Source organism: Agromyces sp. NBRC 114283 (genome assembly GCF_030268405.1).
Classification (GTDB): Bacteria; Actinomycetota; Actinomycetes; order Actinomycetales; family Microbacteriaceae; genus Agromyces; species Agromyces mediolanus.
In genome coordinates, this window is the sequence record NZ_BSQP01000001.1 from 694457 (window position 1) to 717167 (window position 22711).

General features: G+C 72.5%; 23 protein-coding genes and 1 pseudogene. 17 read left to right on the forward strand and 7 right to left on the reverse strand.

Annotated elements, in window-relative coordinates; all coding sequences use genetic code 11:
• Nucleotides 1-114: 114 nt before the first annotated feature.
• The 4 genes from QSJ60_RS03360 to QSJ60_RS03375 all read left to right on the forward strand — a co-directional run bounded on the left by QSJ60_RS03360 (nucleotide 115) and on the right by QSJ60_RS03375 (nucleotide 3531).
• Nucleotides 115-1113 (forward strand): TIGR03557 family F420-dependent LLM class oxidoreductase, encoded by a 999-nt coding sequence (locus QSJ60_RS03360; RefSeq protein ID WP_285462545.1) that lies wholly within the window; start codon nucleotides 115-117, stop codon nucleotides 1111-1113.
• The gene (gene cofC, locus QSJ60_RS03365) at nucleotides 1110-1841 is read left to right on the forward strand and encodes a 2-phospho-L-lactate guanylyltransferase (protein WP_285462547.1); all 732 of its coding nucleotides are present in this window, start codon (nucleotides 1110-1112) and stop codon (nucleotides 1839-1841) included. Before QSJ60_RS03360 ends, cofC begins: the two co-directional genes overlap by 4 nt.
• A gap of 30 nt (nucleotides 1842-1871) precedes the next feature.
• Complete coding sequence (gene fgd, locus QSJ60_RS03370; RefSeq protein WP_285462548.1) at nucleotides 1872-2900, forward strand: glucose-6-phosphate dehydrogenase (coenzyme-F420); 1029 nt, start codon at nucleotides 1872-1874, stop codon at nucleotides 2898-2900.
• Nucleotides 2901-2988: 88 nt separating this feature from the next.
• Complete coding sequence (locus tag QSJ60_RS03375) at nucleotides 2989-3531, forward strand: hypothetical protein (RefSeq protein ID WP_285462549.1); 543 nt, start codon at nucleotides 2989-2991, stop codon at nucleotides 3529-3531.
• Nucleotides 3532-3552: 21 nt separating this feature from the next.
• On the opposite strand, the gene QSJ60_RS03380 is transcribed toward QSJ60_RS03375, so the two are convergent.
• The 4 genes and pseudogenes from QSJ60_RS03380 to QSJ60_RS03395 form a co-directional block, all read right to left on the reverse strand.
• On the reverse strand, nucleotides 3553-4008 hold the full coding sequence (locus QSJ60_RS03380; protein ID WP_285462550.1) for a nucleoside/nucleotide kinase family protein: 456 nt from the start codon (nucleotides 4006-4008) through the stop codon (nucleotides 3553-3555).
• A gap of 342 nt (nucleotides 4009-4350) precedes the next feature.
• Nucleotides 4351-4860 (reverse strand): annotated as a pseudogene (locus tag QSJ60_RS19130) (ABC transporter ATP-binding protein); the annotation flags it as partial.
• Between the two features lie 67 nt (nucleotides 4861-4927).
• Entirely contained in the window at nucleotides 4928-6049 is a 1122-nt protein-coding gene (locus QSJ60_RS03390) for a putative F420-0 ABC transporter permease subunit (protein ID WP_502871375.1), read from the reverse strand.
• A 29-nt stretch (nucleotides 6050-6078) separates the two neighbouring features.
• Nucleotides 6079-7125 (reverse strand): putative F420-0 ABC transporter substrate-binding protein, encoded by a 1047-nt coding sequence (locus QSJ60_RS03395; RefSeq protein ID WP_285462552.1) that lies wholly within the window; start codon nucleotides 7123-7125, stop codon nucleotides 6079-6081.
• 280 nt (nucleotides 7126-7405) lie between these two features.
• Between QSJ60_RS03395 and QSJ60_RS03400 the strand changes: the two genes are divergently transcribed.
• The 7 genes from QSJ60_RS03400 to QSJ60_RS03430 are packed head-to-tail and all read left to right on the forward strand — an operon-like array spanning nucleotide 7406 to nucleotide 13691.
• Nucleotides 7406-8356 carry an alpha/beta hydrolase gene (locus QSJ60_RS03400; protein ID WP_230767488.1) on the forward strand — a complete coding sequence of 317 codons (951 nt, stop codon included), beginning with the start codon at nucleotides 7406-7408 and terminating at the stop codon, nucleotides 8354-8356.
• Nucleotides 8353-9783, forward strand: a complete 1431-nt coding sequence (locus tag QSJ60_RS03405; RefSeq protein ID WP_189084277.1) for a dihydroorotase — start codon at nucleotides 8353-8355, stop codon at nucleotides 9781-9783. The genes QSJ60_RS03400 and QSJ60_RS03405 overlap by 4 nt, the downstream gene beginning before the upstream one ends.
• A gap of 3 nt (nucleotides 9784-9786) precedes the next feature.
• The gene (locus tag QSJ60_RS03410; protein WP_189084278.1) at nucleotides 9787-10761 is read left to right on the forward strand and encodes an LLM class flavin-dependent oxidoreductase; all 975 of its coding nucleotides are present in this window, start codon (nucleotides 9787-9789) and stop codon (nucleotides 10759-10761) included.
• A gap of 38 nt (nucleotides 10762-10799) precedes the next feature.
• Nucleotides 10800-11627 (forward strand): ABC transporter ATP-binding protein, encoded by an 828-nt coding sequence (locus tag QSJ60_RS03415; protein ID WP_285462555.1) that lies wholly within the window; start codon nucleotides 10800-10802, stop codon nucleotides 11625-11627.
• Nucleotides 11624-12457, forward strand: a complete 834-nt coding sequence (locus QSJ60_RS03420) for an ABC transporter permease (protein ID WP_285462557.1) — start codon at nucleotides 11624-11626, stop codon at nucleotides 12455-12457. Before QSJ60_RS03415 ends, QSJ60_RS03420 begins: the two co-directional genes overlap by 4 nt.
• Complete coding sequence (locus QSJ60_RS03425; RefSeq protein WP_285462559.1) at nucleotides 12454-13293, forward strand: ABC transporter permease; 840 nt, start codon at nucleotides 12454-12456, stop codon at nucleotides 13291-13293. Before QSJ60_RS03420 ends, QSJ60_RS03425 begins: the two co-directional genes overlap by 4 nt.
• Nucleotides 13293-13691, forward strand: a complete 399-nt coding sequence (locus QSJ60_RS03430; protein WP_285462561.1) for a RidA family protein — start codon at nucleotides 13293-13295, stop codon at nucleotides 13689-13691. Before QSJ60_RS03425 ends, QSJ60_RS03430 begins: the two co-directional genes overlap by 1 nt.
• Before the next feature lie 601 nt (nucleotides 13692-14292).
• On the opposite strand, the gene QSJ60_RS03435 is transcribed toward QSJ60_RS03430, so the two are convergent.
• On the reverse strand, nucleotides 14293-15369 hold the full coding sequence (locus QSJ60_RS03435; protein ID WP_285462563.1) for an ABC transporter substrate-binding protein: 1077 nt from the start codon (nucleotides 15367-15369) through the stop codon (nucleotides 14293-14295).
• A gap of 360 nt (nucleotides 15370-15729) precedes the next feature.
• Here QSJ60_RS03435 and QSJ60_RS03440 point away from each other — a divergent pair, with 360 nt between their 5' ends.
• From QSJ60_RS03440 to QSJ60_RS03460, 5 genes are read left to right on the forward strand one after another with little or no spacing between them, the layout of a single operon-like run.
• Nucleotides 15730-16776: an alcohol dehydrogenase catalytic domain-containing protein gene (locus QSJ60_RS03440; protein WP_285462566.1), complete on the forward strand. Its 1047-nt coding sequence runs from the start codon at nucleotides 15730-15732 to the stop codon at nucleotides 16774-16776.
• Nucleotides 16773-18008: a CaiB/BaiF CoA transferase family protein gene (locus tag QSJ60_RS03445; protein WP_285462568.1), complete on the forward strand. Its 1236-nt coding sequence runs from the start codon at nucleotides 16773-16775 to the stop codon at nucleotides 18006-18008. The genes QSJ60_RS03440 and QSJ60_RS03445 overlap by 4 nt, the downstream gene beginning before the upstream one ends.
• Nucleotides 18005-18868 carry an amidohydrolase family protein gene (locus QSJ60_RS03450; RefSeq protein ID WP_285462570.1) on the forward strand — a complete coding sequence of 288 codons (864 nt, stop codon included), beginning with the start codon at nucleotides 18005-18007 and terminating at the stop codon, nucleotides 18866-18868. The genes QSJ60_RS03445 and QSJ60_RS03450 overlap by 4 nt, the downstream gene beginning before the upstream one ends.
• Nucleotides 18869-18914: 46 nt before the next feature.
• Nucleotides 18915-19757, forward strand: a complete 843-nt coding sequence (locus QSJ60_RS03455) for a DODA-type extradiol aromatic ring-opening family dioxygenase (protein ID WP_285462572.1) — start codon at nucleotides 18915-18917, stop codon at nucleotides 19755-19757.
• Complete coding sequence (locus tag QSJ60_RS03460; protein WP_285462574.1) at nucleotides 19757-20104, forward strand: hypothetical protein; 348 nt, start codon at nucleotides 19757-19759, stop codon at nucleotides 20102-20104. Before QSJ60_RS03455 ends, QSJ60_RS03460 begins: the two co-directional genes overlap by 1 nt.
• Nucleotides 20105-20119: 15 nt before the next feature.
• On the opposite strand, the gene QSJ60_RS03465 is transcribed toward QSJ60_RS03460, so the two are convergent.
• Together QSJ60_RS03465 and cofD are read right to left on the reverse strand one after the other, a co-directional pair.
• Nucleotides 20120-20455: a hypothetical protein gene (locus QSJ60_RS03465; protein WP_285462576.1), complete on the reverse strand. Its 336-nt coding sequence runs from the start codon at nucleotides 20453-20455 to the stop codon at nucleotides 20120-20122.
• 169 nt (nucleotides 20456-20624) lie between these two features.
• A complete protein-coding gene (cofD, locus tag QSJ60_RS03470; RefSeq protein ID WP_285462577.1) occupies nucleotides 20625-21665 on the reverse strand; it encodes a 2-phospho-L-lactate transferase in 1041 nt (346 codons plus the stop codon).
• Nucleotides 21666-21836: 171 nt separating this feature from the next.
• Between cofD and QSJ60_RS03475 the strand changes: the two genes are divergently transcribed.
• Entirely contained in the window at nucleotides 21837-22685 is an 849-nt protein-coding gene (locus tag QSJ60_RS03475) for a nitrilase-related carbon-nitrogen hydrolase (protein WP_230767512.1), read from the forward strand.
• The last annotated feature ends 26 nt before the right edge of the window (nucleotides 22686-22711 follow it).

A 22711-nucleotide genomic window follows, 5' to 3' on the forward strand; every position in this document is an offset into this window, starting at 1 on the left:
GCCGGCGCACTTGCTTTTGGATCCAGTATCCGAAAGACTGTTCCCGCGGGAGGTGGACCCGCCTCGCGAGTTCGCTCGCGTGACGCCGGTACGACGACGCGTCAGGATGGAGGGGTGTCAGTGCACATCGGTTACGCCGCCATGCTCGAGCAGTTCCCTCCGTCCGACGCGGTCGCCTTCGCCGCTGCGGCGGAGCGTCACGGCTTCAGCGGCACCATGGCCACCGATCCGTTCCAGCCGTGGTTGCCGCGTCTCGGCCAGGCCTCGCATGTGTGGAGCGTGCTGGGTGCGGTCGGCGCGGCAACCCGGGGCGACCTCGGCCCCGGCGTCACGACGCCGACCTTCCGCATGCACCCCGCCGTCGTCGCCCAGGCGAGCGCGACGCTCGCCTCGATGTACCCCGGCCGGCACTGGCTCGGCATCGGCTCCGGCGAAGCGATCAACGAGCACGTCGTCGGCGCGTACTGGCCCGAGCCGCCCGACCGCATCGCCCGCATGTTCGAGGCCGTCGAGCTCATCAAGAAGCTCTTCGCCGGCTCGATCGCCGGGCGCGACGTTCGCCACGCCGGCCCCAGCTTCAAGATGGAGTCCACCCGGCTGTGGACCATGCCGAAGACGGCCCCCGAGATCTACATCGCGACCGCCGGCCCCGTCACCGCGCGGCGGGCCGGCCGGGTCGCCGACGGGCTGATCACGCAGAGCGGCCCCTCCGAGCGGCTCGAGGTACTGCTCGCGCGCTTCGCCGACGGCGCCCGCGACGGCGGCCGCGACGCGGCCAAGATGCCCCGCGTGCTGCAGCTGCACCTCTCCTGGGCCCCGACCGACGAGGAGGCGATGCGCAACGCGCTCGCCGAGTGGCCGATCGCCGGCATGCGCTTCGGGCGCGGCGACATCCGCTCGCCGTTCGAGCTTGAGCAGCTCGCCCGCACCGTGCGGCCCGAGGACTTCGCGGGCCGCATGGTCGTCTCCGCCGACCCCGATCTGCACCGCGCCGAGATCCAGCGCCACCTCGACCTCGGCTTCGACCGCATCTACCTGCACAACGTCGGCCGCAACCAGCTCGAGTGGCTCGAGGTCTTCGGGCGCGAGGTCCTGCCGGGGCTGCGGCCATGAGCGGCGGCGACTGGGTGGTCGTCATCCCCGTGAAGCTCTTCGCCGCGGCGAAGTCGCGGCTGCGCCCGCAGCTCGGCGACGAGCAGCGCGCGGCCCTCGCCCGCGCCTTCGCGCTCGACACGGTGGATGCCGTGCGCAACGCCGAACGCGTCGCCGAGGTCGTCGTCGTCACCGCCGAGCCCGAACTCGGCGCGGAACTCGCCGCGCTCCCCGACGTCGAGCTCGTGCCCGAGTCGGGCGAACCCGGCCTGACCGCCGCGATCGAGCTCGGCATCGGGCACGTCAGGCACGGCGGCGGGCGCCACCTCGCGGTGCTCCTCGGCGACCTGCCTGCGCTGCGCTCGGCCGCGCTCGACGGGGCGCTCGAGGCCGCGTGCGGCCACCGGCTCGCCTTCGTGGCCGACCTCGAGGGGACCGGCACGACGCTCGTCACCGCGCTCGCCGGCACGGGCCTCGAGCCCGGCTTCGGGCCCGACTCCGCCGCGGCCCACCGGGCCGCCGGCTTCGCCGACCTCGCCGCCATCGGCAGCATCGACCTCGGCCTGCGGCGCGACGTCGACACCGTCGAGGCGCTCGAAGCGGCCCTCGGGCTCGGCGTCGGTCCGCGCACCGCCGAGGTCGTCGCCGCCTTCGCCGACGAAGCGCTCCCGCACGCGCCGGCCGAGGCATCCGATCCGCTCGCCCCGGACGCCGCGGAAGCCCCCGCGGCCCCCGCACGTTCTCAGTGATCAGCAGTTCCCAGCAGAAGGAGACCAATCGTGACCCTCACCCTCGGGTACAAGGCCAGCGCCGAGCAGTTCGACCCCCGTGAGCTCGTCGAGATCGCCGTCGCCGCCGAAGGCCACGGCATGGAGTCGGTGTTCGCGAGCGACCACTTCCAGCCGTGGCGGCACACGGGCGGTCACGCGCCGTTCTCGCTCGCCTGGATGGCCGCCGTCGGCGAGCGCACCAGCTCGGTGAAGATCGGCACCAGCGTGATGACGCCGACGTTCCGCTACAACCCCGCGGTGCTCGCGCAGGCCTTCGCCTCGCTCGGCCTGCTCTACCCCGACCGCATCATCGCCGGCTTCGGCTCCGGTGAGGCGCTGAACGAGATCGCGACGGGCTTCCGGGGCGCGGGCGAGCAGGACTGGCCCGAGTTCCGGGAGCGCTACGCGCGCCTCCGCGAGTCGGTGCGCCTCATGCGGGCGCTCTGGAACGAGGAGGGGCAGGTGAACTTCCAGGGCGAGTATTACTCGACCCACGACGCCTCGATCTACGACCGGCCCGAGACCGCCGTGCCGGTCTACATCGCCGCGGGCGGCCCGCAGGTCGCCAAGTACGCCGGCCGCGCGGGCGACGGCTTCATCTGCACCTCGGGCAAGGGCGCCGAGCTCTACGCCGATCAGCTCATGCCCGCCGTGAAGGAGGGCCTCGCCGCCCGCGACGACGGCCGCACCTTCGACGAGTACGACCGGATGATCGAAATCAAGCTCTCCTACGAGGAGACCGAGGAGGCCGCCCTCGAGAACACCCGGTTCTGGTCGCCGCTCTCGCTCTCGAAGGAGCAGAAGCACGACATCACCGATCCGGTCGAGATGGAGCGGGCCGCCGACGCACTGCCGATCGAGCAGATCGCGAAGCGCTGGATCGTCGGCACCGATCCCGACGCCGTCGTCGAGCAGATCGGCCAGTACATCGACTGGGGCTTCAACCACCTCGTGTTCCACGCGCCCGGCCACAACCAGCGCCGCTTCCTCGAGCTCTTCGAGCGCGACCTGGCGCCGCGCCTCCGCGCCCGCGGCTGAGGCGGCCGCACGCGAGCTCCGGGCCCGGCGCGTGGGTGAGCGCGCCGGGCCCGGCCCGGGCACCGGCCCGCCGTGTCAGACTCGTGACATGACGGCGACGGGCTGGGCGGTGCGCGATGGGCGGGCCGAGCTCGAGATGTCGGCGCTGCGCGCCCGCAGCGGGGTGATGCACGCCGTGCTCGCCGTCGCGCTCGTGCTCGCCGCGGGGGCGGTCGTCACCGCGTTCTTCGTGGCCGACGCGCGCGGCGGGGTGATCGGCCCGCAGCCGCTGCTGCTCCTCGGCGGGGCCGTGTTCCTCGCCGTCGCCGGCCTCGGCATCGTGGTCGCGCGGCCGTTCCGCCGCCGGGGGGTGCTCTCGATCAGCGCCGGTTCGATCCGATGGCGCGATTCCCGCGGCGAGCTCATCGTGCCCCTCTCGCAAGTCGAGCGGATCACGGTGCGCCGCCGGTTCCTCCCCGGGATCGACGTGGATGCCGGGCGTCGGAGCTGGGGGCTGCGCACCTCGGCGTCCATCCTGGATGCCGCGCGCGACGACATGCGACCGCTCTCGGCCCGCGCCCGGCGCGCCCTCGACGAGGCGGGGTTCGTGCCGAGCCCGAATGGGAACGTCACCGTCTGGGAGCGGGCGTAGTCGAGAGCCGAGCCCGCCCGCTCAGTGCAGGCCGGGGCGGTTCACGCTCGGCGGGATCGCGCAGTAGTCGTAGAAGTACCGGCTCGGCGCGCCCTCGTCCGAGAGGTCGACGATGACGTTCGCGCCGGAGTGCGGCAGCTCGTCGCCCGCGAGGGTCCAGACCGAGAAGTGCCAGATGCCGCGCACCGCGTCGTCGAGGAGGCCCTGGCCGTCGACCACGAGCACGGCGTCGGGGCCGTCGGCGTCGCCCGCGCGGAACGGCTCGACCGTGCCGCTGCGGAGCTCCGGCTCGGTCACGGCGCCGAGCGAGCGGCGCACGACGTCGTCGCCGGATGCCCCGGCGATCGCCTGCGCCAGGGCGTCGGCGAAGCGGGCGGCGCGCCCGGCATCCGCCCCGTCGACCGCGACGAGGCGTCGTCCGCGATTCGCGTTGTGCAGGAACTCGGCGGCGATGCCGTCGACGACCGATTCGCTCACGCCTCCAGGCTACGCGCTCGGGGTGCCGCCGGTGCCGGCCGGGACCGCGCCGGGGGCCGCCGTCGCCGCCTCCGCGGCCGCCCCGCCCGCGACCGCGACGAGCGGCCGGCCGGTGATCGGGTGGTCGATGATCTCGGCGCGGACGCCGTAGACCTCGTGCACGAGCTGCGCCGTCAGCACCTCGCGGGGCGGGCCTGCGGCGACGACGCGTCCCTCGGCGAGCACGAGGACGTGGTCGGCGTAGGCCGCCGCCTGGCTGAGATCGTGCAGCGCCGCGACGACCGTGAGCCCGCCGCGGGCGAGGCCCGCGAGCAGCTCGAGCGCGACGAGCTGGGCCGAGAGGTCGAGGTGGTTGGTGGGCTCGTCGGCGAGCAGCAGCTCGGGCTCCTGAGCGAGGGCGCGGGCGAGCGTGATGCGCTGGCGCTCGCCGCCCGAGAGCTGCCCGATCTGGCGCTCGCCGAGGTGCGCCGCGCCGCTCGCGGCCAGGGCGTGCGCGACGAGCGCGTGGTCGCGCGGACCGGCAGGGGCGAAGGCGCCGAGGTGCGGCGTGCGGCCGAGCAGCACGGCCGCCGAGACGGTGAGCTGCGGGTCGAGCTCGGCCTGCTGCTCGGCGAGGGCGACGAGGCGGGCGCGTTCCCGTCGGCGCATCCGGCCGAGCGCCCGGCCGTCGAGGGCGAGTGCGCCGTCGTCGGCCCGTTCGATCGCGGCGATGAGGTGCAGGAGGGTGGACTTGCCGGCCCCGTTCGGCCCGATGAGCGCGGTGAGCGCGCCGCCGGGCAGCGTCGCGTCGACGCCGTCGATGATGGTGCGGCCGCCGCGGGCGAAGCGCACCCGATCGAGATCCAGGGTCATGCGTTCCTCCTCGAGCGGAGCAGCAGCCACGCGAGTTCTGCGCCTCCGCCGATCTGGTGCTCGCCAGTCATGCGTTCCTCCTCGAGCGGAGCAGCAGCCACGCGAAGACCGGACCGCCGATGAGGGCCGTCAGGATGCCGACCGGCAGCTCGCGCGGATCGAACAGGGTGCGCGCCCCGGTGTCGGCCCACACCAGGAAGATCGCGCCCGCGATCGCCGAGAGGGGCAGCAGCGCGCGGTGGCTCGGGCCGATGACGAGCCGCACCGCGTGCGGCAGCACGAGGCCGACGAAGCCGATCGAGCCGCTCACCGCGACGAGCGCGCCGGTGAGCAGCGCGGTGCCGCCGAGGAGCAGCGCCCGGCTGCGGGCGACGTGCACGCCGAGCGCCGCGGCGCCGGACTCGCCCACCGCGAAGGCGTCGAGCGTGCGGGCGCTCGCGATGAGCGGCGCGCCGACGACGAGGAGCGCGCCGCCGGCGATCGCGACCGAGGTCCAGTCGGTGCCCGAGAGCGAGCCGAGCAGCCAGTTGAGGATCTCGCGGTAGCTGTCGTTCGTCGCGCTCCAGAAGATCACGAGGCTCGTGATGGCGCCGAACACGCTCGTGACGGCGACGCCGGCGAGCACGGTCGTCGTCGGGGCGAGCCGGCCGCCGCGCCCGGCGGCGAGGGCGAGGCCGAGGGTCGCGACGAGCGCGAGCACGGCGCCGCCGAAGGCCGCGAGCGGCAGCAGCAGTCCCCAGCCGAGCACGAGCACGACGACGGCGCCGACGGAGGCGCCGGAGGAGAGCCCCAGCAGGTAGGGGTCGGCGAGCGGGTTCCGGGTGATGGCCTGCATCACCGCGCCGCACAGCGCGAGGCCCGCCCCGACGGCCGCGGCGGTGAGCACCCGCGGCATCCGCAGCTGCCAGACGATGCCGTCGCGCAGCGGCGACAGCGTCGGCTCGCCGAAGCCGAGGTGCGCGGCGAGGCTCGCGAGCACCTCGCCGGGGGAGAGGTCTGCCGGGCCGAGCGTGACGGCGACGACGAGGGAGGCGGCGAGCAGCACGAGCCCGAGCAGCCCGGCCGCGACGGCGCGGCCGCCGCCGCGCCGCCCGCGCGAGGCGGGCCCGCGCGAGGCCGGGCCGCGCGAGGCCGGATCCGTCGGTGCGGCGCGCAGCCCGTCGACCCCGGCCGGGCCCGTGGCCCGCACCGTCGTCTCCGTCCGCCCGGCCGCGCGCATCAGCCCGCCAGCGTCGCGAGCTGCTCGACGAGCGACTGCACGGCCGAGACGTTGCGCACGCCCGCCTCGGTCGCGGGGAAGTCGACGACGAGGAAGCGCTGCTGCGCGACCGCCGGCAGCGCCGCCGTCACCGGGTTCTGCTGCAGCAGCTCGATCTTCGATGCGGCGGTGTTCCAGGGCGCGTCGACGAGCACGATCACGTCGGGCTCGGCGTCGACGATCGCCTCCCAGCTCATCGAGGTCCAGGTGTCGCGCACCTCGGCGGCGACGTTCTCGAGGCCGGCGGCGTCCATGATCATCTGCGGGGCGCCGATGCCCGCGCCGACGAAGGGCGTGTCGCTGCCCGAGCTGTACCAGAGCGCGGTGAGCCCGTCGGCGTTCGGCTCGACGGCGTCGAGCGCGGCGCGCTGCTCGGCGACGAGTTCGGCCGCGGCATCCGGCACGTCGAAGATCGCGCCGAGCTCCTCGAACTCGCGGAAGACCTCGTCGAAGGTGAGCGGGTCGGGCATGTAGCCGGCGCTCTTGCACGCGGCCGGGGCGACGTAGCTCGCGACGCCGAGGGCGGCGAGCTGCGAGCGCTCGCCGGCGCCTTCGGCGGAGAGGTTCGACTCCCAGCCGGCGTAGACGAGATCGGGCTCGAGCTCGAGGGTGGCCTCCTGCGAGGGCACCTTGTCCGAGACGGCCGGCACGCCGGTGAGGTCGTCGGCGTACTCCTCGGGCACCGGCCCGTCGCTGAAGGCCGTGCCGACGACGCGGTCGCCGAGGCCGAGCGCGAGCATGAGCTCGAGCGTGGAGGACTTGATCGTGACGACGCGCTCGGGCGCGGCGTCGAAGGTGACCTCGGTGCCGCAGTTGTCGAGCGTGAGCGGGTAGCCGCTCGCGGCCGGGGTGGATGCCTCGGGGTGCTCGGCCGAGGCCGGCGCGGCGCAGCCGGCGAGCGCGACGGTCGAGGCGACGGCGAGGCCGAGCGCGGTCGCGACGAGCGCGGGGCCGCCGAGGCGGGCGCCGCGGGCCGAACTGCGGGGACGGGTGGGACTGGTGGTCATGCGGGGTCTCCTGGGCAGGGGCGAGCGATGGGGAATCCGACGAGGTCGGCGACTCGCGGCCCAATCCCGGACCACTGACACCGGGCAATCCCGCCCGGCCGTCCCAGAAGAGCCTAGCTCCGAGCACGATCTCGGATCAATACTGGATTCTGGATCCAAGATACGACATGATGGGCTCGGCGGGCCCGATCGGAAGCTTCCGATCGACACCGCGGATGCCGATTCATCCGCCGCGTGCCGGGCCCCGCGCAAGGAAGCGTCGAGATCCGGGAGGACCCGCATGAGAAGCACAGGCGTCGAGTTCTACAGCGAGGGCGATCGCATCGCCGCCATCTGGCGCACGCCCGAGACGCCGGGCCCGTACCGGGCCATCGTGCAGGGGCCGGGGTGGCTCGGCCTCAAGGACGCGAAGCTCTACGTGCGCTACCACGAGGCGCTCGTCGCGGCCGGCTTCGCCGTGCTCGTCTTCGACTACCGCGGCTTCGGCGACTCCGAGGGCGACCGGGGCATCCTCTCGCCCGCGCGCCAGCTGCAGGACCTCGTGAACGCCGTGAGCTACCTCACCACCCGCGACGACGTCGTCGCCGACGCCATCGGCGTCTTCGGCACCGGCGGCACCGGCGGCGGCAACGCCGTGCTGCTCGCCGACGTCGACCCCCGCGTGAAGGCGGCCGTCAGCCAGGTGCCCGTCGCCGACGGCACCGACTGGCTGCATCGCATGCGCGAGGAGCACGCCTGGCTCGCGTTCCTCGCGAGCCTCGAGGAGGACCGCCGACTGCGCGTCGCCACCGGCCAGGGCCGGCTCGTGCACCCCCGCGAGGAGATCATGGTGCCGACCCCCGAGCGCCGCGCCACGAACATCAAGGCCGACGTCGACGACCGCATCCCCAGCGCCATCCCGCTGTCCTGCGCCGAGGAGATCCTCGCCTACCGCCCCATCGACGCCGCGAACCGCCTGCGCACCCCGCTCCTCGTGATCGGCGTCGAGGGCGACGCGACCACCCCCACCGACCACGCCGAGGCCCTCTACGCCGCGGCGAAGGGGCCGAAGCAGCTGATCATGCAGCGGCACACCACCCACTACGCGGCCTACGACCGCTACTGGGAGCAGACCACCCCGCTCATCGTCGACTGGCTCGACCGCTACGTGCGGCCGAGCGACGTCGTCGTGCGCACCACCACCTCGTCCGAGCAGGGCGAGACCATCGAGCTCATGGAGGCACCGAAGTGACCATCGACCTCAGAATCGCCGGCGGCACCGTCGTCACCCCCGCCGGCCCCGAGCGGGCCGACGTGCTCGTGCACGACGGCCGCATCGCCGGCCTCGTCGGCCCCGACGTCGCGATCGACGCCGCGCGCACCGTCGACGCCACCGGGCGCCTCGTGCTCCCCGGCATGGTCGACGTGCACGTGCACACCCGCGAGCCCGGCTACGAGCACAAGGACGACATCCTCACCACGACCCGCCAGGCGGCGGCCGGCGGCGTCACGACCATCTTCGGCATGCCGAACCTGAACCCGCCGACCGTCGACGTCGAGACCCTCACCGACGTGTTCGAGCGCTACGCCTCGACCTCGATCGTCGACTGGAACCACAACCCCGCGCCGACGAAGTTCGACGAGATCGAGCCGATGGCCGAGATGGGCATCAACGCCTTCAAGATCTACATGGTCGTCGACACGGGCCGCACCTACCCGCACCCGGCCGGCACGGGCATCCACGACCACGGCCACCTGCTGCAGATCATGGACCGCATCGCGAAGACCGGCAAGCGCTTCATCGTGCACCCGCACGACCAGGCGCTCATGGACTACATCGAGGGCGAGGTGCTCGCCCGCGGCGAGAACACGCCGCAGGGCTACGCCTCCGCGTACGCCGCCCGCGAGGGCGTCATCTGGGACACGGCGATCGACGTCGTGCTGCGGCTCGCCGAGGCATCCGGATGCCCCGTGCACATCGCGCACATCCAGACTCGCCGCTCGATCGAGGCGGTGCGCCGCGCGAAGGCCGCCGGCATCGACGTCACCTGCGAGGTGAACCACTGGGCGCCGTTCCTCTCCACCTGGAACGACGTCGAGACCCTCGGGCCGTACGCCCTGTCCTACTGGGTGCCCGACGACAACCGGGCCGCCATCTGGGAGGGCATGCGCGACGGCACCATCGACATCGCGAGCTCCGACCACGCGCCGCACACGCGCGAGGAGAAGGAGATCGGCTGGACCGAGATGTGGAGCGCGCACACCGGCACGCCCGGCATCCAGTACTACTACGAGCTCATGCTCGACGCCGTGAACCGCGGCGAGCTGACCCTCGAGCGGGCCGTCGACATGGTCGCGACCATCCCCGCCGACAAGTTCGGCCTCGCCGGCGTCAAGGGCACCATCCAGGTCGGCGCCGACGCCGACCTCGTCATCGCCGACCCCGCCCACGAGTGGACGATCACGAACGACGACGTGCTCTCGAAGATCGGCTGGACCCCGTACGACGGGCGCACCATCAGCGCCCGCATCGAGCGCACCCTCGTGCGCGGCCAGGACGTGTACGCCGACGGCGAGGTCGTCGGCGCCCCCGGTCACGGAAAGCTCGCGGCCGCCCCGGCCGCAGCACATGCGGCACGCGCCGCCGAACCCGCGCTCGCCGCGAAGGAAGGGAACTGACACATGAAATTCGGACTGCTGCTGCCGCACTTCGGCGAAGAGGCGAGCAAGGAGAAGCTGCTCGAGGGCTCGAAGCGTGCCGAGGAGCTCGGCTTCGACTCCGTCTGGGTGCGCGACCACCTGGTGTTCGAGCCGCACGGCGAGATGGAGAAGCCGAACCGCACCTTCTACGACGCGCTCACGACGCTCACCGCGATCGGCGCCGTCACCGAGAAGCTCGAGCTCGGCACGGGATCGCTGATCCCCTTCCGCCACCCGCTCGTCACCGCCCTCATGGCCGGCACGATGACCCAGCTCCTCGGGCCGCGCCTCATCCTCGGCTTCGGCGCCGGCACCTTCGACCACGAGTTCGAGGCGATCGGCTGGGGCGACCTCAACCGCGTCGACATGGTGCGCTCGAACGCCGAGATCCTGAAGCGGGTCTTCACCGAGAACGACGTCACCTACGACGACGGCATCTTCTCCTTCGAGAACGTGACGATCGAGCCGAAGCCCGTCGGCGGCAGCGTGCCGTTCTGGTACTGCGGCGCGACGCCGCGCTCGGCGCGCCTCGCGGCCGAGTACGCCGACGGCTGGATGCCGGGCCGCATCTCCCTCGCCTCGATGGCCAAGCGCATCGAGGTCATGAAGGAGATGACGGATGCCTCGGGCCGCCCGATGCCGACCGTCGCCGTCATCCCGCCGACCTCGATCGAGGAGACCCGCGAGGAGGCCCTGAAGCACGTGAACGTGCCCGGCCTGCTCGCCTGGGCCAACAAGGCCAAGTTCGCCGTCAAGCCGCCGTCGGGTAGCTTCGAGACCGTCGAGGACCTGGAAGGCCAGCTCATCGTCGGCAACCCCGATGAAGCGGTCGCCGAGCTCAAGAAGTTCGAGGCGACGGGCGTCGAGCACGTCGTGTTCGACTTCCGGTTCAAGTTCGACAAGTTCTTCGACCAGATCGAGCTGCTCGGCAGCGAGGTGCTGCCGAAGATGCGCTGACGCGGCAGCTCCGCCGCGCCCCCGAAATGGAGAATGAGATGACGACGACGTCAATCGAACGGAACGAGGCGGGTGCGCCGCTGATCTCGGTGCGCGACCTGTCGGTGAGCTACGACGTAGCGCGAACGGGCAAGCGGCTGACGGCCATCGAGGGCGTGGACCTCGACGTGCACGAGGGTGAGTTCATCACCGTGCTCGGGCCGTCGGGGTGCGGCAAGACGACGTTCATGAACGTCGTCGCGGGACTGGTGAAGCCGACGACGGGCACGGTGCTCGTCGGCGGCTCGCCGGTCACCGGGCCCGGGCCGGACCGCGCGGTCGTGTTCCAGGACTACGCGCTGCTGCCGTGGCGCACGGTCTTCGACAACGTGAAGTTCGGGCTCGAGATGCAGAAGGCGCTGAAGGGCGCCGGCTGGCGGGAGCGGGTGCAGGAGGCGATCGAACTCGTCGGCCTCGCCGGCTTCGAGAACTCCTACCCCCGGGAGCTCTCCGGCGGCATGCAGCAGCGCGTGGGCCTCGCCCGCGCGATCGTCGCGGAGCCGCGCATCCTGCTCATGGACGAGCCGCTCGGCGCCGTCGACGCCCTCACCCGTGAGGTGATGCGCGACGAGATCGAGAAGCTCATGGCGGCCACCGGCAAGACGGTGCTGTTCATCACGCACTCCATCGAGGAGGCCATCCTCCTCGGCGACCGGATCGTGGTGTTCAAGAGCCACCCCGGCGCCATCAAGGAGATCATCGAGACCGGGCTCGAGCGCCCGCGCTCCGAGCGCAGCATCCAGCACGACCCGCGCTTCCTCGAGCTGCGCGACCACCTCTGGGACGCCCTGCAGGGCGAGGCCACGGCGGCGGCGGTCTCGAAATGAGCGCCTTCCTCGCCGCCGGGCCGAACCTCGGCCGGGGCGGCATCGGCGCCTGGCTCGCCGGACTCAGTCCGGCGGGCAAGGCGGGCGTGCTCGCGATCGAGGTCGTGGTCATGCTCCTCGTGTGGCAGCTCGTCGTCGGCGTGTTCGGCTGGATCAACCCCGTGTTCCTGCCGCCGCCCACCGCCATCGCGCAGGGCTTCGTCGAGCTCGTCTCGGGCGGCGCGCTCTGGCCGAACATGCTGATCTCGGCGCAGGCGTGGCTCATCGGCTTCGCGATCGCCGCGGTGATCGCGATCCCGGTCGGCCTGCTGATGGGCAGCTCGCTGCCGATGGACCGGGTCGTCGGGCCGATCGCGTGGACGATCTACGCGACGCCGACGATCGCGTACCAGCCGCTCGCGAAGGCCTGGTTCGGCTTCGGCATCGGACCGGTGATCTTCCTGGTCGCGGTGAGCGCGCTGTTCCCGATCCTGCTGAACGTGGCGGCGGGCATGCGCACGACGAACGCCTCGATCATCCGGGCGGGCAAGGTGTACGGCGCGAGCCGCACGCAGCTGTACCGCTCGGTGTACCTGCCGTCGACGGTGCCGTTCCTCTTCGCCGGGCTCCGGCAGGCGGTCGTGCTCGCGACGATCGGCATGGTCGTGGCGGAGCTCGCCGGCTCGGCCTCCGGCATGGGCGCGCTCATCATCAAGGCGGCCAACACGTACCAGACCGACCAGGCGTTCGCCGCGATCGCGATCGTGGTGGCGTGGAGCGTCGGGATGACCCAGGTGGTGACCCTCGTCGAACGATGGGCCGCCCCGTGGACGAGGAAGGGCCGGCGATGACCGTCACCAGTGCGACCGGCACGATGCGCATCGTGCGCCCCCGGCGGGTGATCCGGCGGAGCGAGGCCAAGTGGACCTGGCTGCTCGTCGGCGTCATCGCCGCCATCCTGCTGATCTGGGAGGCCGCGGTCAGCTGGCTGCAGCTCATCCCGGCGTCGTTCCTGCCGCCGCCCTCGGCGATCGCGGTGTCGTTCGGCAAGCTGCTCGTCGACCCGGAGTTCTGGGGCGCGTTCGGCTACAGCCTCGGCAATGTCGCGATCGGCCTCGTCATCGCCGTCGTGGTCGGTGTCACCGTCGGACTCGCGGTCGGCTGGTCGCCGGTGCTGCGCTTCACCGTCGCGCCGTTCCTCTGGCTGCTGTACTCGACGCCGAAGGTGGCGCTCGCGCCGCTGTTCATCCTCGGCCTCGGGCTCGGCAGCGAGTCGAAGATCGCGCTGGTGTTCCTGCTCGCGGTGTTCCCGATCATCCTGAACACGATGGAGGGCGCCGTCACGGTCAGCACCTCGCTCGTGAACGCGGGGCGGGTGTACGGCGTGAACGGCATCGCGCTCGGCTGGAAGATCATCGTGCCCGCGACGCTGCCGTACAGCCTGTCGGGCATCCAGCGCGGTGCCGCGCTCGGCTTCACCGGCGAGGTGCTCGGAGAGTTCCTCGGCGGCACGGGCGGACTCGGGCACATGCTCGAGTACGCCGCCTACCAGTTCCAGATGGATGACGCGATCGCCATGGTCATCGTGATGGTGATCATCGCGAACCTGACGCTGCTGCTCATCTCCACGCTGCGACGCCGCCTGGCGCCGTGGTACGACGACCGGAAGATCGCGGGGGCCTCCTGATGCACAAGCAGATCGTCGTCCCCGAGGGCGTCTACCCGCCCACGGCGGACTTCAGCCAGGGGATCCGGGTCTCCGGCGGAGACCTGGTGTTCCTGAGCGGCATCATCGGCATGCGGCCGGACGGCACGATGCCGGCCGAGCCCGCCGCGCAGATCGAGCTCGCCTTCGAGAACCTCGTGAAGGTGCTCGAGGCGGCGGGGGCGACGGCGGCGGATGTCGTGAAGGTGAACGTGTTCGTGCGGGACGACTTCTCGCTCGTGCGCGACGAGCTGCGGGCCATCCGCGCTCGCTACTTCACGCACGACTTCCCGGTGTCGACGCTGATCCAGGTCGCCGGCTTCGCCGGGCCCGACTACCGCTTCGAGATCGAGGCGATCGCGGCGGTGCCCTCGGGCTGAGTCGCGGCGCTGCGTGCTCGGTGCTGCGTGCTGCGGCGCTCGTGGCGAGAGACTGCCGGCCCCCGTTTCATGCGCGATGACGGGGGCCGGCTTCGTCGTGCCCGCCCCGCGCTCCCAGCGCCCCTTCCCCCTTCCCCCTCCCCTCTCACCCCGGCAAGACGTCACTATTGGTGGGTGGCGGCGCTCGCGTACCCGCGAATAGTGACGTCTTGCCGGGTGGGGGCTGCCGGGATCGGGGAGGGGATGCCCCGTCCTTCGCGCGCCCGCGCATGCGAGTGCGCCACTTCGGCGTCGGTGCGCCAGCCCAGGTGGCGCAATCGGCACGAACTGGCGCGGCCGCCCCCGGCGAGGCATCCGCCCGCCGTCCGCCCGCCCGTGCCCCCGCCCCCGCCCCCGCCCGTGCCCGCGCCCGCCCGTGCTCCCCACCTGCCCGTGCTTCAACAAGACGTCAGTATTTGTGGGTGGCGGCGCTCGCGCACCCGCAAATAGTGCCGTCTTGCGGGTGGGGAGGCCGGGCGGGGTGCCGCGGCCGGCCAGACACGACGGAGCCCCCGCCGTCATGCGCTGCGGCGGGGGCTCCGAGGATCGGGGTGAAGCCCGATCAGGGGTACGGCAGGGTGGCCGGCGGGTCGTTCTCGACGCCGACGAGCTCCTGGGCCTTCTTGAGGTACGCGAGCTGCCCCGCGTCGAACTCGAGCGGCTCGAGCGACTGCGTCTCGATCGTGGTGTCCCACGCGTCCTGGTCAAAGTACAGGTTCGAGCAGGCGAGGTGCCCGTCGAGCACCCACACGCTGTCCGAGCCGCGGAGCGCCGACACGTCGAAGTCGTTCGCCTCGTAGATGTCGAGCACCTCGTCGACGTTCTCGGGGAACTCGCCCGGCGCCGGAGCGGTCATGAAGTCGGCCGCCTTCAGGGTCGCACGGAGGAAGCGGACGAGCGTGTTCGGGTTCTTCTGCGCCCAGTCGGTGCCGGCGACCTGCACGTCGTTCGCCCAGTTGCGCAGCGCCTCGACGACGATGTTCGCCCCGTGCTCCTCGAGCGCGGGCCGGTCGTCGGCGTAGAACGGCTGCAGGCTGATGCGGTCGTTGACGAAGAACTCGGTCCAGGACTCCGAACCGGGGCCGGGGTACACGACCTCGACGTTCACGGTGTCGAGGTCCCAGCCCTCTTCCTTGAGCACCAGCTTGCGCTGGAACTCGGCCGGGTCGCCGGGCGTGCCGGCGAGGGTGATCGTCGTGCCGTCGAGGTCCTCGACCGAGTCGATGCCCTGCTGCACCGCGAAGTCGAAGTTCTGCCGGCAGTAGTGTCCGCCGACGAGCTCGATCGGGACGCCGCCGCGGATTGCCTCGATGACGGTGCCGGTCGACTCGACGCCGATGTCGGCGCTGCCCGACGCGACGGCCGCGGTGACGTTGTCGGCGGTGATGACCTCGACGGTGAGGCCCTCCTCCTCGTAGTAGCCGAGGTCCGTGCCGAGCACGTACATCGAGTACATCGTGATGTCGGGGAAGGGGATGGCGACGGTGATGTCGGTGTCCTCGGCGGCGCCGGGTTCGCCGTCGCCGAGGTCGACCGGGCCGGACGGCGCCGGTGCGGCGGAGCTGCAGCCGACGAGCAGCGCCAGTGCTGCGATGCCGGCGGCAGCCGCCAGGCTGCTGCGGGGGATGGATTTGCGCATGACTCTCCATTCTTGGCGGGATAGACCCTCGCGGTCGGATCCCGCGGGAACGGCACCGTCCGCGAGTATGGATACGGTATCCAATCTGCTCCGGGCTGTCCATGCCCTCTTTCGAGCGGGTGGCGGAGGCGCTCGCGAGGTCGCGCGGTCGGTGCGAACGGCGGGGTGGCCGCGCGCTTCCCGCGACTCCACGAGGCGGAGTCGCGCGAATCGTGCGAAGTCGGGTCGGAACGGGGCGCGTTGCGCGAGCTGGCCCAGTGGGTTGGGGCGCCGGTGCGCCCGGCGGTGGGATGCTCGTAGCACTGGACGCGGATTGCAATTTTGGATACCGTATCCAGAAAGACGACGCGAGGAGGCGGAGTGCGGGCAGCGCTGCTCACCGATCACACCCTGGAGGCGCTCGCCGTCGCCGAGGTGCCGGTTCCGGCTCCGGGGGCGGGCGAGGTGCTCGTGCGCGTCGAGACCGTCGGCGTGAACCAGCTCGACCGCAACGTCATCGCCGGCATCGGGCCGGGTGCCGTCGCCAAGCTCCCCCGCGTGCTCGGCATCGACCCGGCCGGCACGATCGTCGCCGTCGGACCCGGCATGAGCGAGGCGCGCCTCGGCCGGCCGGTCGTCGTGAAGCCCAACATCCCCTGCGGGGAGTGCCGCAGCTGCGCCGCCGGCCGCGAGGCCGACTGCCCCGCGCAGACCGTGCTGGGCGTGCACCGCAACGGGGGCGCCGCCGAGTTCGTCACCGTGCCCGAGCGCAACGCGATCGACCGCGGCGAGATCCCCGCGGCCCTCGCCACCGCCGCCGTGCACACCGTGCCGATCGTCCTGAACGCCTTCGAGTCGATCGGCGTGGGCGAGGGCGACCGGCTCCTCGTCACCGGCGCCGGCGGCATGCTCGGTCAGATCGCCCTGCAGCTCGGCGTCGCGAGCGGGGCCGTGACCGTCGGGGCATCCCGCTCGGCGGCCCCCGCACCCGACGGCGCGCGCGTACTCCGCGCCGGCTCGCCCGCCGAGCTCCGCGAACGCCTCGCCGCCGAGGCGCCCTTCGACGCGGTCGTCGACGTCGGCGGACACGGGCCGACCTTCGCCGCAGGCATCGCCGCACTCGCCTGGGGCGGTCGCGCCGTGACCTGCGCCGCTTCCGTCGACCCGGTGCTCGAGCTCGACCAGCGCAGCTTCTACCTGCGCCGGCTGCGGCTCGTCGGCGTCGCGAGCGCCGACTTCGCGCAGGTGCGCCGGGCCCTGAAGCTCGTCGCCGAGGGGCGGGTCGTCCCGCCCGTCGTGGCGCGCTTCCCGCTCGAGCGGATCGCGGATGCCTACCGCGCCCCCCGCACGGCACCGGGCAAGGTCGTCGTCGAGGTCAGCGCAGCCCCCGTCCCCCGTGCAGCAAGAGGAGAGGACCTCCCCGCATGACCCCCACCCCCAGCGGCCCGCTCGCGGGCGTCCGCGTCATCGAGCTCGGCCAGTACATCTCCGGGCCCTACGCCGCGAAGCTCCTCGCCGACCTCGGCGCCGACGTCGTGAAGGTCGAATCGCCCGAGGGCGACCCCATGCGCCGCTGGGAGGGCAGCGGGCAGATGAGCCCGCAGTTCGCCGCGTACAACCGGGGCAAGCGCGCCGTCGTGCTCGACCTGAAGAGCGAGGCCGGGCTCGCAGCCCTCCTCGACCTCGCCCGCGACGCCGACGTGCTGATCGAGAACTTCCGCCCCGGGGTCGCCGCGCGCCTCGGCTTCGGCCCGGACGTGCTCGCCCGGGTGAACCCGCGCCTCGTCTCCTGCGCGATCACCGGCTTCGGCCCCGAGGGGCCGTACGCGAAGCGCCCCGCCTACGACACCGTCATCTCGGCCGTGGGCGGCATGTACAGCCAGGTCGTGCCCGAGGACCTGCTGCGGCCGCTCGGCCCCGCCTTCTCCGACCTGCTCTCGGGCATGTCGGCCGCGCAGGGCGTGCTCGCGGCGCTGCACGCCCGCGGCGACGCCGGCCCGGGCGAGCACGTCGAGGTCTCGATGGTCGGCTCGCTCATCGACTTCCTCACCGAGGCGGCCTCGACCTACCTCGAGACCGGGCAGGTCGCGGGCCCTGACTCCCGGCCGCGCCGAGCGCAGGCCTACGCGTGCCGCGGCTCTGACGGGCTCGACTTCGTCATCCACATGTCGGTCCCCGAGAAGTTCTGGACCGGGCTCCTCGAGGTGCTCGAGCGGCCCGAGCTCGCCGACGACCCGCGCTTCGCGACGCGCGAGGCCCGGGTGCGCAACTACGACGAGCTCGACGCGGAGCTCAAGGCGACGACGGCGCTGATGCCCCGGCAGCACTGGCTTGACCGGCTCGTCGCGCACGACATCCCGCACGGCCCGCTGAACACGGTCGCGCACCTCTTCGACGACCCGCAGATCGCCGCGATGCGGCTGGTCGAGGAGATCGAGGGACCGGATGGCTCGGCCCTCCGCGTCCCCGTGCCGAGCACGCGCTTCCACCGTTCGGGCCGGCCCGCGCTCGCCGCGGCCCCGCGGCTCGACCAGCACGGCGCCGAACTGCTCGGGGCACCGCTGCCCGGGGCTCCGCTGCTCGGGGCCGCGGCAGACGCGAAGCCCGAGGCATCCGCCCCATCCGCCGCATCCACCACCCCCGAGAGGAGCCGCGCATGAGCCGTCTCGACGAGCTCGTCGCCATCGACGTGCACACCCACCCGCAGACCGAGGAGTTCCTGCAGGCGATGGGCCAGCGCCACCAGCAGATGGCGAAGCACTTCGGCCGTGAGCGCCCCGTGGTCTCCTTCGCCGAGCAGGCCGACCAGTACCGCGAGCGCAAGATGATGGCCGTCATCGTGAACTCGGACTCCGAGACGACCTCGGGCATCCCGGGCGCGCCGAACGATCTGCTCGGCAAGGCGCAGCTCGACCACCCCGACGCCTTCATCGCCTTCGCGGGCATCGACCCGTGGAAGGGCGAGGCGGCGATCGCCGAGATCCGCCGCATGCACGCCGAGTACGGCATCAAGGGCGTCGGCGAGCTGAACGCGGCCCGGCAGAAGTTCCTGCCGAACGACCGGCGCTTCTTCCCGATCTGGGAGACCTGCGCCGAGCTCGGCCTCGTCGTGATGTTCCACTCGGGCTTCCCCGGCGCGGGCGCCGGCACCCCGGGCGGCGGCGGCTACCGGCTCGAGAACTCCCGGCCGGTGCCGTACCTCGACGACGTCGCGGCCGAGTTCCCCGAGCTGAAGATCATCAGCGCGCACCCCGCCTGGCCGTGGCACCTCGAGAACCTCGCGATGGTGTGGCACAAGTCGAACGTGTACCTCGACCTCTCGGGCTGGGCGCCGAAGTACCTGCCGCCGGAGGTGGTCCGTTACGCGGACTCGCTCATCACCGACCGGGTGCTGTTCGGCTCGGACTGGCCCGTGATGACCGCCGACCGCTGGATGACGGAGTTCGCCGAGCTGCCGTTCAAGCCCGAGTCCAGGCAGAAGATCCTCCTCGACAACGCGCGCGCCCTGTTCGGGATCTGAGCCGCGCCCCGACCTCGCATCCCCTCGCACCTCCGGAAGGACCCACATGGCCGAGCTCGTCCTGGCGGCAGCCACGCCGCACAACCCGCTGCTCTGGCGGGCGATGAACGACCCGGTGCCCGACGACCTGCAGCCGATCGCCGCGAACTTCGCGCGCATCCGCGAGGCGGTCGCGGCGCACGACGTCGACGTGCTCGTCGTCATCGGCACCGATCACGTGCGGCAGTTCTTCTACGACAACTCGCCGGCGTTCGTCGTCGGCAAGGCCGAGTCGTACCACGGCACCTGGGAGAACGAGGTGCGCACCTTCGGCATGGAGTACGTGGAGCTCGCCGGGCACCGCGAGCTCGCCGACGAGATCACCGGGCGCACGGTGCTGCCCGAGACGATCGACCTCGCCGTGAGCCTGGAGTGGCGGCTCGACCACAGCTACGTGATCCCGCTGCAGTACGTGCGGCCCGAGCTCGACCTGCCGGTCGTGCCGATCCACACGAACGCCTCGATGCCGCCCGTGCCCTCGGTGCGCCGCTTCGTCGCGCTCGGCGAGCACCTGCGCGACGCGATCGAGCGCTGGGACTCGGACGCCCGCGTCGCGATCCTCACCTCCGGGCACATGGCCAACGACGTCGGCGGCCCGCGCACCTTCGCGGGCTCGCCCGACCCGGACTTCGACGAGGCGGCCGCCTCGTGGATGCGTGACGGCGACCTCGAGGGCGCCATCCGCGTCTGCAGCGACTTCCAGCGCCTCCTCGAGGCGGGCTGCATGACGTATCAGTACCTGAACGCGGTGGCGGCGCTCGCCGCGATGGGCGGCCGCCCGGCCGACTTCGCCGAGGTGACGCCGTCGCGCTTCGCTTCGAGCCCGTTCTTCCTGTGGGGGAGCCGCTGATGAGCAAGTACATGGTCGACAAGTTCATCCGCGCGGTGGAGCTGAGCGACGCGGCGGTCGCGGCGTACGTCGCCGACCCGGCCGGGGTCGTGGACGCCTGGCTCGCCGGAGCCGGCGGGCCGACCGGGCCGAGCGACGACCGGGAGCTGACGACCGCCGAGCGCGACGCCTTCGCGGCGCGCGACTACGAGGCGCTCTACGCGCTCGGCGCGCACCCGTACCTGCTCTGGCACTTCACCGAGGCGGTGCACGAGCACGAGTACACGCCCGAGTCCGGCTGGCGCGAACTCGTCGAGCGCTACCGCGCGGCCGTGGCGCCGCAGGGGATCGTCGACTACATCCCGTAGGCGGCGCCGCTCGCGCTACTCCTCGACGCCGGGGTCGCCCCCGCGGAGGCCTCCGCGGTCGGAATCGGTCATCGGCTCGCCCCGTTCGGCGGGACCGGTGCCCGGCACGGGGCCGTCGCGACCGGCGTCGGCCCGGTCGATCGGCTGGGTGGTGCCCAGCGCGTCGTCTTCGTCGTCGTCCCGGTCGAGCTCGACGCGCCGCTCCTCGTCGGGGACGACGGCGTTCTCGGGCAGCTCCGAGTCGACGTAGGAGCCCTCGCCCTCCTCGGGCACGTACTCCTCGCCCGGGATCTGCGACTCCACGTAGGAGCCGGCGTCCTCCTCGGGCACCCAGTCTTCGTTCCTCGACATCGCGACCTCCCCTGCTCGCGTTCGTGCGGTGGACGAGGCCAACGCTCGCAGGCGCGGCCCGCCGCGGCAACGGGCTTGACACCCGGTGCAGGAACGCCGTACCCGGCACCCGCCGCCGCCGCCTTCTTCTCGACTTGCCCGACTTTCATGAAAGTCGGGCAAGTTGAGATCAGGCGGGGCGCAGGGCGCTCGCGAGGTCGAGGGCGGCGCCGGCGACGGCGGCCGAGGTGTCGGGGTCGCGCATCCAGAGCGGCGCGGCGTGCGCGCGGATGCCGGATGCCTCGAGCGCGGGCACGGCCGCGGCATCCGCCTCGTCGACGAGCCAGCCGTCGAGCAGTCCGCCGTTCGCGCGGGCGCCGTAGTGCCGGGCGACGGCCACGGCATCCGTCTCCACGCCGATCGCGGCGAGGCATGCGTCGGCCATGCCGCGCACGACCTTGCCGCCGATGATCGGCGAGACGCCGACGACGCGCGCCGCGGTCGCGCGCAGGGCGTCGGCGATGCCGGGGATCGCGGTGATCGTGCCGATCGACACGACCGGGTTCGAGGGGGCGAGCAGCACGACGTCGGCCTGCTCGATCGCCTCGACCACGCCGGGCGCGGGCCGCGCCTCGGCGATATTCCGTTGCCGGAATGCGCTCGCGGGCAGGCTCGCCCGGTGCCGGGTCCACCACTCCTGGAAGTGCAGCTCGCGCCGGCCGTCGTCGGTCGGCTCGGCGATCTCGACCCAGGTGTCGACCTCGGTGTCGGTCGCGGGCAGCAGGTGCACGCCGAGCGGCCAGCGGCGCTGCAGGCGTTCGCCGATCTCGGAGGGGGTGAGCCCCTCGCGGAGCCAGGAGGTGCGCGCGAGGTGCGTGCCGAGGTCGAGGTCGCCGAGGGTGAACCAGGGCCAGCCGACGCCCCACTCGCGCAGCTCCGCCGCGACGCGCTCGGACTCGCCGGCCCGGCCCCAGCCGCGCTCGGCGTCGTTCACGCCGGCGAGGGCGTAGAGCAGCGAGTCGAAGTCGGGCATGAGGCGGACGCCCGCGAGCCAGACGTCGTCGCCGGTGTTCACGACGACCGACACCTGATCGTCGGGTGTCGGCTGATCGGGTGGGACGGATGCCCCGGGCAGCGCATCGGCGCGGGCCGCCCGGCGCCGCAGTTCCTCCCTGAGCCCGCGCACGAAGCGCGAGCCGCCGACGCCGCCGGCGAGCACGGTGATCCTCACGGCTCCAGCGTAGGCGGCGCCGCGTGCACGTCCCGCTCACCCTCGGCCGTGCGCGCCGGTTCCGAGCTGCTCATCCGAGCAATCCATTGCCCCGAGCCGCGCCTCGGGAGAGGATGAGCCGAACAGGAACCATGAGCCACGAGTGCACGACGATGTGCGGTAGGAGGCAGCATGACCATCGTTCGAGCGGCGATCACGCAGACGAGCTGGACCGGCGACAAGGCGTCCATGCTCGACAAGCACGAGCAGTTCGCGCGGGACGCCGCGGGGCAGGGCGCGGAGGTGATCTGCTTCCAGGAGCTCTTCTACGGGCCCTACTTCGGCATCACGCAGGAGCAGAAGTACTACCGCTTCGCGGAGCAGGCCGACGGCCCCATCGTGCAGCGCTTCGCCGACGTCGCGAAGGAGCTCGGCACCGTCATGGTGCTGCCGATCTACGAGGAGGCCGAGACGGGGGTGTACTACAACACCTCGGTGCTCGTCGACGCCGACGGCACGATCCTCGGCAAGTACCGCAAGCACCATCTGCCGCACCTCGACCGCTTCTGGGAGAAGTTCTACTTCCGGCCGGGCAACCTCGGCTACCCCGTCTTCGACTCGGCGGTCGGCCGCATCGGCATGTACATCTGCTACGACCGGCACTTCCCGGAGGGATGGCGCGAGCTCGGCCTCAACGACGCGCACATGGTGTTCAACCCGAACGCGACGAAGCCCGGGCTCTCGAACCGGCTGTGGGAGGTCGAGGGACCGTGCGCCGCCGTCGCGAACGGCTACTTCGTGCTGCAGCCCAACCGCGTCGGCCGCGAGGACAACGAGTACGGCGAGCTCGCCGTCGACTTCTACGGCACGAGCCAGGTGATCGACCCCCGCGGCAACTTCGTCGGGGAGCGCGGCTCCGGCGAGCACGAGGAGATCCTCGTGCGCGACCTCGACCTCGACATGGTGCGGCAGATGCGCGACGACTGGCAGTTCTACCGCGACCGCCGGCCCGACTCGTACACCCGGATCGCGCAGCCGTGACCGCCGCAGCCCTTGGACCAGCAGCC

Bases quoted from the DNA above. Each gene is read 5' to 3' on its own strand.
- cofC (WP_285462547.1), top strand. From the start codon at position 1,110: ATGAGCGGCGGCGACTGGGTGGTCGTCATCCCCGTGAAGCTCTTCGCC.
- QSJ60_RS03375 (WP_285462549.1), top strand. From the start codon at position 2,989: ATGACGGCGACGGGCTGGGCGGTGCGCGATGGGCGGGCCGAGCTCGAG.
- QSJ60_RS03395 (WP_285462552.1), bottom strand. From the start codon at position 7,125: ATGACCACCAGTCCCACCCGTCCCCGCAGTTCGGCCCGCGGCGCCCGC.
- QSJ60_RS03400 (WP_230767488.1), top strand. From the start codon at position 7,406: ATGAGAAGCACAGGCGTCGAGTTCTACAGCGAGGGCGATCGCATCGCC.
- QSJ60_RS03410 (WP_189084278.1), top strand. From the start codon at position 9,787: ATGAAATTCGGACTGCTGCTGCCGCACTTCGGCGAAGAGGCGAGCAAG.
- QSJ60_RS03415 (WP_285462555.1), top strand. From the start codon at position 10,800: ATGACGACGACGTCAATCGAACGGAACGAGGCGGGTGCGCCGCTGATC.
- QSJ60_RS03420 (WP_285462557.1), top strand. From the start codon at position 11,624: ATGAGCGCCTTCCTCGCCGCCGGGCCGAACCTCGGCCGGGGCGGCATC.
- QSJ60_RS03425 (WP_285462559.1), top strand. From the start codon at position 12,454: ATGACCGTCACCAGTGCGACCGGCACGATGCGCATCGTGCGCCCCCGG.
- QSJ60_RS03430 (WP_285462561.1), top strand. From the start codon at position 13,293: ATGCACAAGCAGATCGTCGTCCCCGAGGGCGTCTACCCGCCCACGGCG.
- QSJ60_RS03435 (WP_285462563.1), bottom strand. From the start codon at position 15,369: ATGCGCAAATCCATCCCCCGCAGCAGCCTGGCGGCTGCCGCCGGCATC.
- QSJ60_RS03445 (WP_285462568.1), top strand. From the start codon at position 16,773: ATGACCCCCACCCCCAGCGGCCCGCTCGCGGGCGTCCGCGTCATCGAG.
- QSJ60_RS03450 (WP_285462570.1), top strand. From the start codon at position 18,005: ATGAGCCGTCTCGACGAGCTCGTCGCCATCGACGTGCACACCCACCCG.
- QSJ60_RS03455 (WP_285462572.1), top strand. From the start codon at position 18,915: ATGGCCGAGCTCGTCCTGGCGGCAGCCACGCCGCACAACCCGCTGCTC.
- QSJ60_RS03460 (WP_285462574.1), top strand. From the start codon at position 19,757: ATGAGCAAGTACATGGTCGACAAGTTCATCCGCGCGGTGGAGCTGAGC.
- QSJ60_RS03465 (WP_285462576.1), bottom strand. From the start codon at position 20,455: ATGTCGAGGAACGAAGACTGGGTGCCCGAGGAGGACGCCGGCTCCTAC.
- QSJ60_RS03475 (WP_230767512.1), top strand. From the start codon at position 21,837: ATGACCATCGTTCGAGCGGCGATCACGCAGACGAGCTGGACCGGCGAC.